Raw genomic sequence first — 15,520 nt, 5'->3', positions numbered from 1 at the left:
TCGCCCGACTCTAGGTTATATCGACATCCGTCCTAGTGATGAATAAGAAAAACTGACAAGCCTCTGCCTGCCAGTTCATCTGTTATTTCAAACGTTCAACTTCTCGCGCGATAACCAACTCTTCATCTGTTGGGATAACCAAAACACGAACTTTTGATTCTGGTGTTGAAATATCGCCATAGCTACCAAATACATTTTTAGCTGGATCCAACTTGATGCCAAACCAAGATAAACCTTCAACTACATCGTTACGCATGAGCGGCGCATTCTCACCCATCCCTGCGGTAAAGACAATCGCATCTGCACCATTGAGAACTGCTAGGTATTGGCCGATAAATTTCTTGATACGGTCAATAAAGATGTTATAGGCTAAAACTGCATCTGGATTTTTATCTTGCAAACCAGACTCAATATCTCGCATATCACTTGAGTAACCAGATACACCAAGTAGACCAGATTGTTTATTGAGCATGTTGACTACATCTGCTGCATCTTTTAATTCCTCGACATTCGCAATCAAATAAGGAATGATTGCAGGGTCAATATCACCTGAACGGGTTCCCATCATTGGACCAGCAAGCGGTGTGAACCCCATTGACGTATCCACTGACTGTCCATGGTAATTAGCGGTAATAGATACTCCATTTCCGATATGAGCGGTAATCAGCTTCAATTCATCAATTGGACGCCCTAGTACTTTTGCGGCTTCATGAGCCACATAAAAGTGGCTAGTCCCGTGAGCACCATATTTACGAACTTTGTGGTCAGTATAGTACTTTTGCGGAATTGGATAGAGATAGGCATGTCTTGGCATGGTAGTATGAAAGGCTGTATCAAAGACAGCAACATTCACAACTTCTGGCAATACTTCTTCAAACGCACGCATCGCTGCTACGTGAGCTGGATTATGAAGAGGTGCCAAGGCACTCAATTCCTCAATTTGCTGAATCTCTTTTTGACCAATGACTGTTGATTCTTTGAAAATTTCTCCGCCAGCAACCACACGGTGACCTATACCAGTGATTTCTTCATAAGCAGCAATAATATTGTGCTTGAGCAAATCTTGCAGAAGAATCTTGACAGCTACTGTGTGATTAGGAATATCTAGAACTTCGCTCTCTTTTTTCCCGTCATACTTGACTGTCGAGATGGAATCCTTCAAGCCGATACGCTCAATGATTCCTGCTGCTAATACGGTTTCTTCTGGCATTTGATAGAGTTGCCATTTCAAACTAGAACTACCTGCGTTAATAGCGATTGTTTTTGACATAACTTACCTCTTTTAAAGCGTTTTCCCAACTAGTATATCAAATTTTCACTCAAATTGCATTTTCTTGCTTCCAATTTTTAAAATTGATCATAAACTGTTGAACTGTCTCCGGGTCTTGGAGACTTTGCAAAGGGTAAACAAAGGGAGTCAGTGCTCTAGCTGTTTGTTTTTGTAGAATAAAAATAGACTTAGCCATGGCAGCTTTTCCAAATAAGGTTGGCGGAAGAGCAATCATAGCTACAATATTGGCCTGCTCCTGTAGCCAGATTTTCAATAGGTCGCTTTGTGGACTAGTCAAAAGGTCATTGGGAGCCAAGAGAATGGCAAATCCATCTTTCTCAAGATACTTGAGAGATTGTTCCATGAGCAAATGGTGAGCGTAGGTATGCTCCGTCTGACTGGCTACCTGATAGCGACTAGCAATCTGGTCATCTGGATAGTAGCCAATCGGCAAATCACTTAAAATGACTTGGCTTTCCTTCAAAATCTGCGGACGCACTGCATCACCTTGAGCAAAGCTAATTTCTGCCTCCATGACATCTGCGATACCGGCTGATAAGTCGATCAAAAGGTCATCCACTTCAATACCAAGATAATCTAGTTTTTTCTGGCTAGCATTGAGAATAGTCTGGGCTAAATTTCCTGTCCCTGATCCGATTTCTAAGATTGTCACTCGTGGAGTTGAAATAAGCTGATCCACTAAAAATGACAAGATAAAGCCTATTGAATCTGGTGTAAATTGATGATTATACTGAAGAGGTTCCGTCTGATTGGCCTTGATTAAGAGAAATTGATAGGAACGACGCCATTCTTCCTTAGTCAAGTCTAAACCTTTCATAGTCTGGTTGTTCCTTGCAATCAAATCAATCTCATGCTGGCCAGCTACGTAGGCTGCATTCTGCTCAATCATGGCATCATAAATATTCGTACCCAACTGATTTTGGATGGTCTGTACATTTTCTAATAGCAGGTCATAGACCTGTTCAATCTTTTCAAAATTCATACCCTTATCTTATCAAAAATCCCTCATTTTGACTAGGGATTGGAAACTGATAGCTAAAGCTTTTACCATCACTTAACCGAACAACAAGCTTTACAGACTGATTTTCTCGTCTGTAAGCAACCTCACCTGTCGAATAAAAATTTCGTCCTTCGCTGAGTGGATTGAGGTGTTCAGCTTGTAATTTCTGAGTAGATACTCCCTCTTCTTTTTCTTGTACTCTTGTCTCTTGATCTGCCAACATATCCTCCAAGGTCCATCGAGCCATGATATAAGCTGTAGCTTGCTGCCTAGATACTTGTACTAGCTGACTTTCTGCTATCTGGCGATTGAGATAAAACTGAAGAATGAAGCTAAAGATTGCCAGCATCAACAGGGCATAGAGTAAAATACCTGCCTTAACCTGTTTTTTCAAAAGCATAGATAAAAGTTCGCTCCTCTCCATTTGTAAAGGTAAAATCCATTCTAACTAGTCTTCCCTCTTGAACAATTTCCGTCGCTTGAAGACCGTATAACATAGGCTGATACCCTTGCCCCTTCTCATTCGTCTTCCGAAAATCATCCGAACGTGATTTTCCAAAGGCAAGGCCTTGACCTTCCTTATTGATGTAGATTCTGTTATTCTCAACTCTAACCAAAGCCGCCTGAGCCCATTCTGCACGCAGCTGATCCGAGAAAAGGAGCCAATCCTTTTGAAGTACCTTGCTTTGGTAACGAACTTCATGAGAAATCAATTTGCTTAATCCTTCAAATACTAAGAGACTCCCCGACAGGATGACCAAAGCCACTAAACATTCTAAAAGGGTAAAAGCTGGAGCCCTAGTTTTTAGCAATGTGCAAAACCTCCTTCCCTTCGTGAAAAACGACTAATTGATTTGAACTCCGTTGTACAGTCACCTCCACACCATTGAGTACCAAATGATGTTGCTTGGTCTGCACAGCCATCTGAGCCAGATTGAGAATTTCCTGTTGTTTTAATTCCCAAGCCTGACGCCTCCGGCCAGCAGTTATAGCTGATAGAAGCAAGCTACAAATAGCAACAAAGACCGCCAATGCTACCAAACTTTCTAGCAAAACATAGGCCTTATTCTTCTGATTTTTTATAACGACCACTCCCCATATATAATTGATAAGTCACTGTCTTTCCCTTCAGTCGAAAACGGATTTTAGCCAGAGAGGAGTTGCCCCCATTTTTATAAAACACAAGGCTCTTCTCCTCTAAAACGGTAACCTGCCTAGGCACTCGGACTGTCTGGTAGCCATTAGTGAGACTTTCTTCATTTATCTTGAGAGTGAGTTCTTGCTGAAAATTTGCGGCCAACTGTTGACTGTCCTTATAAAGAGCCTCAAATTCCCAAAGAAAAACTTGTTCTTGCACGACTTGAAAGGTTCTTTGAACGGTTCCAGACAGGATGAGGGTTAGAAGACTGACTACAAATAAAGCCAGAAGACTTTCTAAAAGGGTAAAGGCAGGCAAACTATGCTTATTTCTTCGCATTCTGATATTGCTCTAGCTGTTTTTCCGTGATGTATCCTTTATTTTTTAACTCTTCTGCTGAAGGTTGATGACCGTGTTCCAATTGATAGAGTTCTTGCTGACTTTCTACAATTTTAACAACCGCTTCATTTCCTTTCTTCTGGACAGTTTCGCTGTGCTTACTCAAATTCGGCACAAAAAGCAACAAGAGAACACTAATAATTAAAAGAACAACTAACATCTCTACCAGTGTAAAGGCTTTATTCTTCATTTCGATGATTTTTTTCATTTTAACTCCATATTCTGATAAATAGGCAGCAACATGGCTGCGTAGATAAGAACGACCATCAAGGCTACAAAGAGAAAGACTAGCGGTTGAATCAACTGCATGGCCCTATTGACTCGGGAGAAAAATTCTTCCCAACACTCCGCTGCATACAATGCTAACTCGCTTCCCAGTTTGGATTTGACTTGTCCATACTCAATAATCAAACTCAACTCTCGCTTGAAAAATGGATAGGACTGAATATGATAATGGAAGCTCTGACCATTTGAAAGAGCTGATTCTAAATCTTCTCCAATCTCTCTGAATAATTGCGACCGCTGTGTCTGCATCAACTCCACAATCTGTGGCATTTCTAAGCCCTGACCGATTAGACTTCCCCACTCCCTAGCATAATACGCTGTTAGATAGGTTTGGATAACTTTTCCCAAAAATGGCAAAGCAACCAAGCGTGAAAAGACCTTGATTTTGCTCGCTTTGCGATAGCAAGTAAGACCTGCTAAAACTCCTACCGATAATAAGAAAACTACGGATAAAAAAATAGCTGGTAAGTGGTTAATCAACACCGTTGCTATGTTTTCTTCTTCCAATTGCGGCAAGAGATAGTTTTTCAAGCCTACTACAATCAGGAGAAGAAAAGCCAGTAAAATGACTGGATAAGTGGCAACCTCGATCAATTTTTTACGGATTTTACTGACATTTTCCAGATAGGACTGGATGTGGAACAGACTCAAACTAGTATTACCATGAACTTCTGCAAGAGAAACCTGAGTGACAACAGCATCCGAAAAACGAAGATCCGCTAGAAGGCTAGAAAATGGTTTACCAGCCAACAGTCCATCTGATAAAACCTGTGTGTAACGGTCCGCTAGGAGCTGACTGCGCCTGAGAAAATCCACAATTTCTCCCAAATGAAAACCACTTGCAAAGAGATTGTTAAATAATTCAATCACCTTACGCTGGTGATCCAAAGACAATCTTTTCTGTCTCTGCCTGCCTATGACTGATATATCCTGCTGCAAAAAGGCTATCAATCTGTTGGTTCCACTGGTCAGCAGAATGGTTTTGGAAGTTTTCTTTAGCAAAATCTACAACACCCCCTCCCCCAATCAAACGTTGATAAGCAATTCCTTGAAGGGCATTATTTAACTCCTCTGTACTGACACCCAGCTCTAGCATCCGAGCATAGACCCCTGAAATACTGCGAGCATGGACAGTAGAAAAAACTGTTGCACCTGTCAGACTAGCACGAATGACTGCCCTTGCTGTTTCTGCATCTCGTATTTCCCCAATAATCAGTAAATCCGGCCGATGACGAAGAGACAGCTTAATCAGATTGTCATACGTTGCCCCAATCGCTTCATTGAGCTGAAGTTGGAGCATATCTTCCTGTTTGATTTCTACCGGATCTTCAATCGTTAAAATCTGTTTATCTGGAAATTTCAACCTAGCAAGATGGTACATAAGCGTGGTTTTGCCAGAGCCGACCGGACCCGAAAAAAGGTAGAGTCCTCGCCCCTTGATTTCCCTAGCAATCCGCTCTGCTGCCTCAAACCAAAACTTGAGTTCCTTATCATTATCGTACAGCAATCGAATCACCAAACTCTCCTTACCTCGGTAATCACCAACAGTGGACAAGCGGAGGGAGATCTGCCCTGAACCATAATTATAATCACAAGAACCTTGCTGACTGCGACGCTTTTCACCGACATTCAAACCAGCCAAAAACTTGAAATGACTGATGATGGCTGTCACTTCTTCTTCATTCAATTCCTGCAAAAATACTCGTTCATCCATAATCCGATGATAGAGCTGATAGGACTCCCCTCGCGGAACCAAATAAAGGTCGCTAACCCTAGCAAGCACTGCTTGTTCCACCATCTGTCTTGCTTTTTCTTGAATCATAATACCTCCTTACCTTTTTATTCGCAAAATAGCTTGTTTTTTGGAAAAATTTTGTTATACTCAATGAAAATAAAAAAACCAATAGTAATACTTGGAAATAAGACAGTTGACAAGATCAACTTTTGATTTTTTATAGAATATAAAAGAATTTAGAGGTAACTATGGAAAAATTAAGACAAGGCAATCATATTCGCATCGTTAGCCCATCATCTTCTATTGAGAGAATCGGTGGCTTTGAGGCCAATTTGGCAGCAAAAGAAAAATTGGAAGAACTAGGATTCAAACTTTCTTTTTCTGAGCATTATTTTGAAAATGATATTTTCTATTCTTCTTCCATAGCGAGTCGGGTGGCAGATTTAGAGGTTGCCTTTTCGGATGAGACAGTTGACGCTATCATGACAACCATCGGCGGCTTCAATTGTAACGAACTCTTGCCTTATCTGGATTATGACCTGATTGCACGCAATCCGAAAATTTTCTGCGGCTATTCAGATACGACTGCTCTCCTCAATGCCATCTACGCCAAGACTGGCATGCAAACCTACATGGGACCGGCCTATTCTAGCTTTAAGATGAAAGAAGGTCAACCGTACCAAACCGATTCTTGGCTCAAAGCAGTTACGCAAAATCAGTACGAATTGATTCCGAGCTCTCAATGGTCTAATGATGCTTGGTACTTACCTGATACTCCTCGCACCTTTTTCCCAACTGACTGGAAAGTCTACAATCCAGGTCAGGCCTCTGGCATTGCTATAGGTGGAAATATCTCAACGCTTAATCTTCTAACCGGAACTGAGTTTGCACCCAAACCTGATAGGTACATACTTTTTCTGGAAGAAGCCGAAGACGATCGCTACGATGTTATCAGTCGGCACTTGGCTGCTCTTCTTCAGGCCTACCCTAATCCTCAAGCTGTCTTATTGGGACGTTTTCCAAAGGAAACAAAAATGACTGAAGAAATTCTCTTGGCCATCTTGGATAAGCACCCCATCCTCAACACCATCCCAGTACTTTATGATTTGGACTTCGCCCATACTCAACCTCTCTTTACCATTACTATTGGCGGACAGGTGCAAGTAGACACGGAAAGTTTGTCAGTTAGATTTTACTAGCAAAAAGGATTGATCCAATTGAGGTCAATCCTTTTTCCTATTCATAATTAATACACTTACTTTGATTTAGCTTACATGGTCTCATTCTCGATTGCTTTAATTTATTTGCGATCCCAGTGGGTAAGTGTTCCTTAGATTCCAACAACATGAGTGAATGATAGCGTTGCAGATACTCATCACATTCCTCACACCAATGCCGGTCGGATTCATCCCAGAAAGCCACCATGGTCTCATTTTTACTTTTCCTCATGGGAAAGCTCTCTGATAACAACAACCACTCTCTCTGAAAAGCATTGATGGCATCCTCATAACGGTCAAAAACTGTCCTACTGACAACATCTTCTTCCCAACCATCTAGGAACCACCATGGTTCAAAATCCCCATACATTTTAATCACTTGATACATACTACATACTTCCTTTTTCCTATACAATTATATCTCAATTGTACAATTTTAGAAAACATTCTGCTTACCAAATACCCTATATAAAAAAGCTAAAAGCACATCTCCAAATTGAGATGTGCTTGTCTATTATTCAGTCGCTTCTTCAAGCCTAGCTTCCTCAGCAAGCTCTTCAGCTATAGTATCTTCAATGATTTCAACCTCATTGATAGCTTGTGGTTCAAGATTACGATAGCGGGCCATACCTGTACCTGCCGGAATAATCTTACCGATGATAACATTTTCTTTAAGACCAAGAAGGTTATCACGTTTACCACGAATCGCTGCATCTGTAAGAACACGAGTCGTTTCTTGGAAGGATGCCGCCGATAAGAATGAGTTAGTCTCAAGGGAAGCCTTGGTAATCCCCATAAGGACTGGGCGTGCTGTCGCTGGAATACCACCTGCAATGACCACTTCAGCATTGGCATCGGTAAAGTCAGTAATATCCATAAGTGTCCCCATAAGAAGATCGGTATCACCCGGATCCATAACACGTACTTTGCGAAGCATCTGACGAACCATAACCTCAATGTGTTTGTCGCCAATTTCTACCCCTTGACTACGGTAAACTTTTTGAACTTCAGAAAGAAGATAGGTTTCCACTGCCAAGACATCACGAACTTCAAGTAAGCGTTTTGGCTGGATAGAACCTTCTGTAAGAGCAGCACCGCGAGCAACTTGATCACCTACTTCAACCTTCATACGAGCTGTAAATGGCACTACATACTCACCTTCGCCCGTAACACCTTTGACAAAGACCTTCTTGGTACGCGTCGAAGCATCTTCTTCAATCGCTGTGACTTCACCTTTGACCTCGGTAATGACCGCTTCACCTTTAGGGTTACGCGCTTCAAAGATTTCTTGAACACGAGGAAGACCCTGTGTAATATCACTGTTTGAGGCTACACCACCCGTGTGGAAGGTACGCATGGTAAGCTGTGTACCAGGCTCACCAATAGACTGAGCAGCGATCGTACCAACTGCTTCACCAACTTCAACTGCATCTCCTGTTGCCAAGTTGATACCATAGCAGTGACGGCAGACGCCATGTCGAGTATTACATGTAAATACGCTACGGATAGTCACTTGCTCCACACCACTATTTACGATTTCACGGGCAATATCTTCAGTAATCAATTGATTTGGACCGATAATAACTGCGCCGGTTTCAGGATGTTTAACAGTTTTCTTGGTGTAACGTCCTTGAAGACGTTCTTCAAGTGGCTCAATCATTTCCTTACCATCGGTAATAGAACGGATGTCAAGACCCCGGTCAGTTCCACAGTCATCCTCACGGATAATCACATCTTGGGCAACGTCAACCAAGCGACGAGTCAAGTAACCAGAATCGGCAGTCTTCAAGGCCGTATCCGTCATACCCTTACGGGCACCGTGAGTTGAGAAGAACATTTCGAGTACCGAAAGACCCTCACGGAAGTTAGACAAGATTGGCAATTCCATGATACGTCCATTCGGTGCTGACATCAGACCACGCATACCCGCAAGCTGTGAGAAGTTGGAGATGTTACCACGAGCACCAGAGTCCATCATCATAACGATAGGGTTCTTCGGATCTTGTTTTTCAACAAGGCGTTTTTCAAGTTTCTCTTTAGCCGAACGCCACTCATCAGTAACTGCTGCATATCGTTCATCATCGGTAATCATACCACGACGGAATTGTTTCTTGATTTGCTCTACGCGTTCGTGAGACTCTTCAATGATTTCAGCCTTGTTATCAATAACTGGAATATCTGCAATACCCACTGTCAAACCAGCGAGCGTTGAATGATAGTAACCCAAGTCTTTCAAGCGGTCAAGAAGGGCTGAAGTTTCTGTTGTACGGAAACGTTTGAAGATTTCAGCGATGATATTTCCAAGATTTTTCTTCTTGAACGGTTGATTGAGAGGTAAGGCTGCAATAGCCGCTTTGATGTCAGAACCCGGTTCCAAGAAGTATTTATCTGGTGTACCATCAGTTAAGTTGGCATTATTTGGCTCTTGTAAATAAGGCAGACCTTCTGGCATGATTGCGTTGAACAAGATTTTTCCAACGGTTGTCATCATCACCTTGTGTTTTTGATTATCCTTCCAAGGCTTATCTAGACTATCCGTTGCAATCCCTACACGTGTGTGCAAATGAACATAACCATTGCGGTAGGCCATAATGGCTTCATCCGCATCTTTAAAGACCATACCTTCACCCTCACGACCCGCATCTTCCATGGTTAGATAATAGTTACCCAAGACCATATCTTGAGACGGTGTTACAACTGGCTTACCATCTTTAGGGTTTAGGATGTGTTCTGCTGCCAGCATGAGGATACGAGCTTCTGCCTGTGCTTCTTCTGATAACGGAACGTGAATCGCCATCTGGTCACCGTCAAAGTCCGCATTATAAGCTTCACAGACAAGTGGATGCAGACGAAGAGCCTTACCATCAATAAGAACCGGCTCAAAAGCCTGAATACCCAAACGGTGGAGGGTCGGTGCACGGTTCAAGAGAACAGGATGTTCTTTGATAACTTCTTCCAAGATGTCCCAAATACGATCATCCCCACGTTCAATTAAACGTTTTGCAGCCTTTACGTTACCAGCAATTTCACGAGCGACAATTTCACGCATGACAAATGGCTTGAACAACTCAATAGCCATCTCACGTGGAACACCACATTGGTACATTTTAAGAGTTGGACCAACAGCGATAACCGAACGACCTGAGAAGTCAACACGCTTACCAAGCAAGTTTTGACGGAATCGACCTTGCTTACCTTTTAGCATGTGGCTGAGCGATTTGAGTGGACGGCTACCCGGTCCTGTGATAGGACGGCCACGGCGACCATTATCAATCAAAGCATCAACCGCTTCTTGTAGCATACGTTTCTCGTTTTGCACGATGATTCCTGGAGCATTTAGCTCTAAAAGGCGCGCCAAACGGTTATTACGGTTAATAACACGGCGGTACAATTCATTCAAGTCAGAAGCAGCAAAACGCCCCCCATCCAACTGGACCATCGGACGCAAATCTGGTGGAATAACCGGAAGAATGTTAAGGATCATCCATTCAGGCTTGTTCCCAGATTTGTAAAAAGCATCCAGTACGTCCAAGCGACGAACTGCCTTAATCCGCTTTTGACCAGAAGCTGTTTTTAATTCCTCTTTCAAAGCCGCAATTTCTTTTGGAAGATCAACTTGTTTCAAAAGATCTTGAATGGCTTCTGCTCCCATTTTAGCAACAAATGAGCCATAACCATACTCACGCAAGCGTTCACGATACTCACGTTCAGTCATGATTGATTTGTGCTCAAGCGGGGTATCTTTTGGATCGATAACCACATAAGCCGCAAAATAGATAACTTCTTCCAGCGCACGAGGACTCATATCCAAGGTCAAGCCCATACGGCTTGGAATCCCCTTGAAATACCAAATATGTGAAATGGGTGCCTTCAACTCGATGTGCCCCATACGCTCACGACGAACTTTGGCACGAGTCACTTCTACACCACAGCGGTCACAAGTAATTCCTTTGTAACGGATACGCTTGTATTTTCCACATGAACACTCCCAATCCTTGGTTGGACCAAAAATCACCTCGTCAAAAAGACCGTCACGTTCTGGCTTGAGTGTACGATAGTTGATTGTTTCAGGTTTTTTAACCTCACCATAAGACCATGAGCGGACCTTGCTTGGTGAAGCTAACGTGATTTGCATACTTTTAAATCGATTTACATCAACCACTAATAATCCCTTTCTTTACTTGTGAGAGGTCGGTTTCCCATACCTCGAATTTTTCAATAGTGAGAATGAGCGGAAGGGGCTTTTATCTCCTTCCTAACCGACACCTTTACATTCTAGGTGTCAGGCTAAAAACATCCCCCGGATGTTCCGACTCTTTCGTATTTCTAGGAGTCGAGCTAAAAACATCCCCCGGACGTTCCGACTCTTTCGTATTTCTAGGAGTCGAGCTAAAAACATCCCCCGGACGTTCCGACTCTTTCGTATTTCTAGGAGTCGGGCTAAAAACATCCCCCGGACGTTCCGACTCTTTCGTATTTCTAGGAGTCGGGCTAAAAACATCCCCCGGACGTTCCGACTCTTTCGTATTTCTAGGAGTCGGGCTAAAAACATCCCCCGGATGTTTTTAGTCCTCTGCGGCTGCGAAGGCTGCGGCTGCATCTGCAGCGGCTTTCGCACGCGCTTTTTCAAGATCATCTACGTGGATGATGTCGTCATCTTCACCTTCATCAAGGTCACGTAATTCTACTTCATTATTATCTTCATCCAGGACACGCATATCCAAACCAAGTGATTGCAATTCTTTGACAAGAACGCGGAAGGATTCTGGAACTCCTGGTTTTGGAATTGGCTTACCTTTCGTAATCGCTTCATAAGCTTTCAGACGACCTGTTACATCATCTGACTTGTAGGTCAAGATTTCTTGAAGAACATTGGAAGCACCGTAGGCTTCAAGTGCCCAAACCTCCATCTCCCCAAAACGCTGACCACCAAATTGAGCCTTACCTCCGAGCGGCTGTTGCGTAACGAGGGAGTATGGTCCGACAGAACGAGCATGAAGCTTATCATCGACCATGTGATGGAGCTTGATCATGTACATGACACCAACAGACACACGGTTATCAAATGGTTCACCAGTACGGCCATCGTATAAGATGGTCTTGGCATCAGAATCCATTCCTGCTTCTTTAACAGTTGACCAGAGATCCTCTGAGCTCGCACCATCGAAAACCGGTGTTGCGATATGGATACCCAAGTTACGAGCAGCCATACCCAAATGCAGTTCCATAACCTGACCGATATTCATACGAGACGGCACCCCAAGTGGGTTCAACATGATATCAACTGGTGTTCCATCTGGAAGATATGGCATATCTTCAACTGGTACGATACGAGAAACGACACCCTTGTTACCGTGACGACCGGCCATCTTATCTCCGACCTTAATCTTACGTTTTTGAGCGATATACACACGCACCAGCATATTGACACCTGACTGTAGCTCATCACCGTTAGCACGCGTAAAGATTTTCACATCGCGAACAACACCATCTGCACCGTGTGGTACACGAAGAGAAGTATCACGTACTTCACGTGATTTATCACCGAAGATAGCATGCAAGAGACGCTCCTCAGCAGAAAGATCTTTCTCACCTTTTGGTGTGACTTTACCAACAAGAATATCGCCTTCTTTAACTTCTGCACCGATACGGATAATTCCCATTTCATCCAAGTTTTTGAGTGCATCCTCACCAACGTTTGGAATTTCACGAGTAATTTCTTCAGGACCTAACTTCGTATCACGTGTTTCTGATTCGTATTCCTCCAGATGAACAGATGTATAAACATCATCCTTCACCAAACGTTCACTCATAATAACAGCGTCCTCGAAGTTGTATCCTTCCCAAGTCATATAGGCAACGATTGGGTTTTGACCAAGAGCCATTTCCCCGTTTTCCATAGATGGACCATCTGCGATAAAGTCACCTTTCTCAACTATATCACCCAATTTAACGAGTGTACGTTGGTTATAGGCCGTACCTGAGTTTGAACGGCGGAATTTAGATATGCGGTACACATCAAGCGAACCATCCTCGCGGCGAACTTCTACCTTGTCCGCATCTGCATAGGTTACCTTACCATTGTGTTGAGCGATAATAGCCGCACCAGAATCATGGGCTGCTTGGTATTCCATACCAGTACCAACGTAAGGAGCCTTTGGATCAATCAATGGAACAGCCTGACGTTGCATGTTGGCTCCCATAAGGGCACGGTTAGAGTCATCATTTTCCAAGAAAGGGATACATGCTGTCGCAACCGCAACTACCTGTTTAGGTGAAACATCCATAAAGTCCGCTGAATCAGCAGGAAATTCTTGGTTGTTCCCTTGGTGACGCCCCATGACAATCTTGTCAACGAAACGGTTGTTTTTATCCAGTGGTGATGTTGACTGAGCCACGATATAAGCATCTTCTTCATCGGCTGTCAACCACACGATTTCATTAGTAACCGTACCTGTTGCACGGTCAATCTTACGATATGGAGTTTGAATGAAACCATACTTGTTAAGGTGTCCATAAGACGACAAGTTGTTAATCAAACCAATGTTTGGTCCCTCAGGTGTTTCAATCGGACACATACGACCATAGTGAGTGTAGTGAACGTCTCGAACTTCATAACCTGCACGATCCCGAGTCAAACCACCAGGTCCTAAGGCTGATAGACGACGCTTGTGAGATAGCTCTGAAAGCGGGTTGTGTTGATCCATGAACTGAGACAACTGTGATGAACCGAAGAACTCTTTGATAGCAGCCGTTACAGGACGAATATTGATGATTTGCTGCGGAGTCAATACTTCATTATCTTGAACGGACATACGCTCACGCAAGTTGCGCTCCATACGCGTCAAACCAATGCGAACTTGGTTTGCCAACAACTCACCAACCGCACGGATACGACGGTTACCCAAGTGGTCAATATCATCTACACGACCAAGACCCTCGGACAAGTTAAGGAAGTAGCTCATTTCAGCCAAGATATCCGCAGGTGTCACTGTACGAACATTTTCAGATGGATTGGCATTGCCAATAACCGTCACAACTCGTTCTGGATCCTTAGGCGCAACAATCTTAAATTTTTGCAAAAGAACTGGCTCAAGAAGGACAGCAGAATCATTTGGAATGTATTCCACCAAGTTGAGTTCGTCAAACTGAGCTTCTACTCTTTCAAGCACATCACGACTCAATACTGTGCCAGCTTCCAAAACAATTTCACCTGTTTCACCGTTAATCACATGCTCAGCCAGAGTCTGGTTGAGCAAGCGAGTACGAAGACTGAGCTTCTTATTGATCTTGTAACGACCAACCGGCGCCAAGTCATAGCGACGTGAATCAAAGAAACGAGCAGTCAAAAGGCTACGGGAACTTTCAGCAGTCTTCGGCTCACCCGGACGGAGACGCTCATAAATTTCTTTGAGTGCTTCATCGGTACGAGAATCTGCTGGATTTTTGTGAATATCCTTTTCAATGGTATTGCGAACCAACTCACTATCACCAAAGATGTCAAAAATCTCATCGTCACCTGAAAAACCAAGAGCACGCACAAGTGTCGTGAACGGAATTTTACGAGTACGGTCAATACGAGTGTAAGCAATATCTTTTGAATCAGTCTCTAATTCTAACCAAGCACCACGGTTCGGGATGACTGTTGAACCATAACCAACTTTACCATTCTTGTCTACTTTATCATTAAAGTAAACACCCGGTGAACGAACCAACTGAGAAACAATAATCCGTTCTGCACCGTTGATAATAAAGGTTCCCATCTCCGTCATGATCGGAAACTCACCAAAGAAGACCTCCTGAGTCTTGATTTCACCTGTTTCTTTGTTGACAAGGCGGAAAGTCACATAAATAGGGGCTGAGTAGTTAGCATCATGTGCACGTGCCTCTTCCAATGTATACTTAGGCTCTTTCAATTCATAACCAACGAATTCCAATTCCATGGTATCCGTAAAGTTTGATACTGGAAGCACATCCTCAAAGACTTCTTTCAAACCGTAGTCCAAAAAGTCTTGGAAAGAATCTGTCTGAATTTCAATCAAATTCGGTAAATCAAGAACTTCCTTGATTCTTGAAAAACTACGACGGGTACGGTGCTTGCCGTACTGAACTTCATGTCCTGCCAAAAGTTTTCTCCTTTGTAATAAGATACGAGGGCGTCTAACACTCCAAAAGAAAATAGGACATCGACAAAGCAATCTAAGGATTGCAAGGAGATGTATCTTTTTCTACAGGAGTGTAGCCCGAGTTCAATTAAAGATACTAAGCCGTAAGCAACTCAAAGAAAAATAGGAAACGCGACGACGGTGGCAAACCTCCGAGGAAGTGTTTATCTTTTTTCACAGAGTTGTAGGCGAGTTCAATTAAAAGATACGAGACCGTGGAAACCAAAGTGAAAATAGAAGAGGGATGCCGTGTCGTTGGACACAAGGAACACCATAGAGGCGAGCCATCA

The 15,520-nt window shown here is 43.1% G+C and carries 13 protein-coding genes; 1 reads left to right on the top strand and 12 read right to left on the bottom strand.

Annotated features, from left to right (window positions below; genetic code table 11):
• Positions 1 to 82: 82 nt before the first annotated feature.
• The 9 genes from SR187_RS00830 to comGA are packed head-to-tail and all read right to left on the bottom strand — an operon-like array spanning position 83 to position 5,935.
• On the bottom strand, positions 83 to 1,270 hold the full coding sequence (locus SR187_RS00830; RefSeq protein ID WP_120171209.1) for an acetate kinase: 1,188 nt from the start codon (positions 1,268 to 1,270) through the stop codon (positions 83 to 85).
• 49 nt (positions 1,271 to 1,319) lie between these two features.
• Positions 1,320 to 2,273: a class I SAM-dependent methyltransferase gene (locus SR187_RS00825; RefSeq protein WP_120171208.1), complete on the bottom strand. Its 954-nt coding sequence runs from the start codon at positions 2,271 to 2,273 to the stop codon at positions 1,320 to 1,322.
• Between the two features lie 4 nt (positions 2,274 to 2,277).
• Positions 2,278 to 2,691, bottom strand: a complete 414-nt coding sequence (gene comGG / locus SR187_RS00820) for a competence type IV pilus minor pilin ComGG (protein ID WP_120171207.1) — start codon at positions 2,689 to 2,691, stop codon at positions 2,278 to 2,280.
• Complete coding sequence (comGF, locus tag SR187_RS00815) at positions 2,669 to 3,103, bottom strand: competence type IV pilus minor pilin ComGF (protein ID WP_120171206.1); 435 nt, start codon at positions 3,101 to 3,103, stop codon at positions 2,669 to 2,671. Before comGF ends, comGG begins: the two co-directional genes overlap by 23 nt.
• Positions 3,090 to 3,383: a competence type IV pilus minor pilin ComGE gene (comGE, locus tag SR187_RS00810; RefSeq protein ID WP_120172446.1), complete on the bottom strand. Its 294-nt coding sequence runs from the start codon at positions 3,381 to 3,383 to the stop codon at positions 3,090 to 3,092. Before comGE ends, comGF begins: the two co-directional genes overlap by 14 nt.
• Positions 3,355 to 3,768 (bottom strand): competence type IV pilus minor pilin ComGD, encoded by a 414-nt coding sequence (gene comGD, locus SR187_RS00805; RefSeq protein ID WP_024532253.1) that lies wholly within the window; start codon positions 3,766 to 3,768, stop codon positions 3,355 to 3,357. The genes comGE and comGD overlap by 29 nt, the downstream gene beginning before the upstream one ends.
• Positions 3,755 to 4,036: a competence type IV pilus major pilin ComGC gene (comGC, locus tag SR187_RS00800; RefSeq protein ID WP_024532254.1), complete on the bottom strand. Its 282-nt coding sequence runs from the start codon at positions 4,034 to 4,036 to the stop codon at positions 3,755 to 3,757. The genes comGD and comGC overlap by 14 nt, the downstream gene beginning before the upstream one ends.
• On the bottom strand, positions 4,033 to 5,064 hold the full coding sequence (gene comGB / locus SR187_RS00795; protein WP_120171205.1) for a competence type IV pilus assembly protein ComGB: 1,032 nt from the start codon (positions 5,062 to 5,064) through the stop codon (positions 4,033 to 4,035). Before comGB ends, comGC begins: the two co-directional genes overlap by 4 nt.
• On the bottom strand, positions 4,985 to 5,935 hold the full coding sequence (gene comGA, locus SR187_RS00790; protein WP_120171204.1) for a competence type IV pilus ATPase ComGA: 951 nt from the start codon (positions 5,933 to 5,935) through the stop codon (positions 4,985 to 4,987). The genes comGB and comGA overlap by 80 nt, the downstream gene beginning before the upstream one ends.
• A 161-nt stretch (positions 5,936 to 6,096) precedes the next feature.
• Between comGA and SR187_RS00785 the strand changes: the two genes are divergently transcribed.
• Positions 6,097 to 7,047 (top strand): S66 family peptidase, encoded by a 951-nt coding sequence (locus SR187_RS00785; protein ID WP_024532257.1) that lies wholly within the window; start codon positions 6,097 to 6,099, stop codon positions 7,045 to 7,047.
• Positions 7,048 to 7,084: 37 nt separating this feature from the next.
• Here SR187_RS00785 and SR187_RS00780 read toward each other — a convergent pair whose 3' ends face one another.
• The 3 genes from SR187_RS00780 to rpoB all read right to left on the bottom strand — a co-directional run bounded on the left by SR187_RS00780 (position 7,085) and on the right by rpoB (position 15,191).
• Positions 7,085 to 7,453, bottom strand: coding sequence for a DUF1033 family protein (locus SR187_RS00780; protein WP_120171203.1), 369 nt, complete (start codon positions 7,451 to 7,453; stop codon positions 7,085 to 7,087).
• 126 nt (positions 7,454 to 7,579) lie between these two features.
• Positions 7,580 to 11,227 (bottom strand): DNA-directed RNA polymerase subunit beta', encoded by a 3,648-nt coding sequence (rpoC, locus tag SR187_RS00775; RefSeq protein ID WP_024532259.1) that lies wholly within the window; start codon positions 11,225 to 11,227, stop codon positions 7,580 to 7,582.
• Between the two features lie 403 nt (positions 11,228 to 11,630).
• Entirely contained in the window at positions 11,631 to 15,191 is a 3,561-nt protein-coding gene (gene rpoB, locus SR187_RS00765; protein ID WP_120171202.1) for a DNA-directed RNA polymerase subunit beta, read from the bottom strand.
• Positions 15,192 to 15,520: the final 329 nt, after the last annotated feature.

Origin of the sequence: Streptococcus ruminantium, from assembly GCF_003609975.1 — a bacterium.
Taxonomy (GTDB): Bacteria; Bacillota; Bacilli; order Lactobacillales; family Streptococcaceae; genus Streptococcus; species Streptococcus ruminantium.
This window is presented reverse-complemented; position numbering and strand designations above follow the sequence as displayed.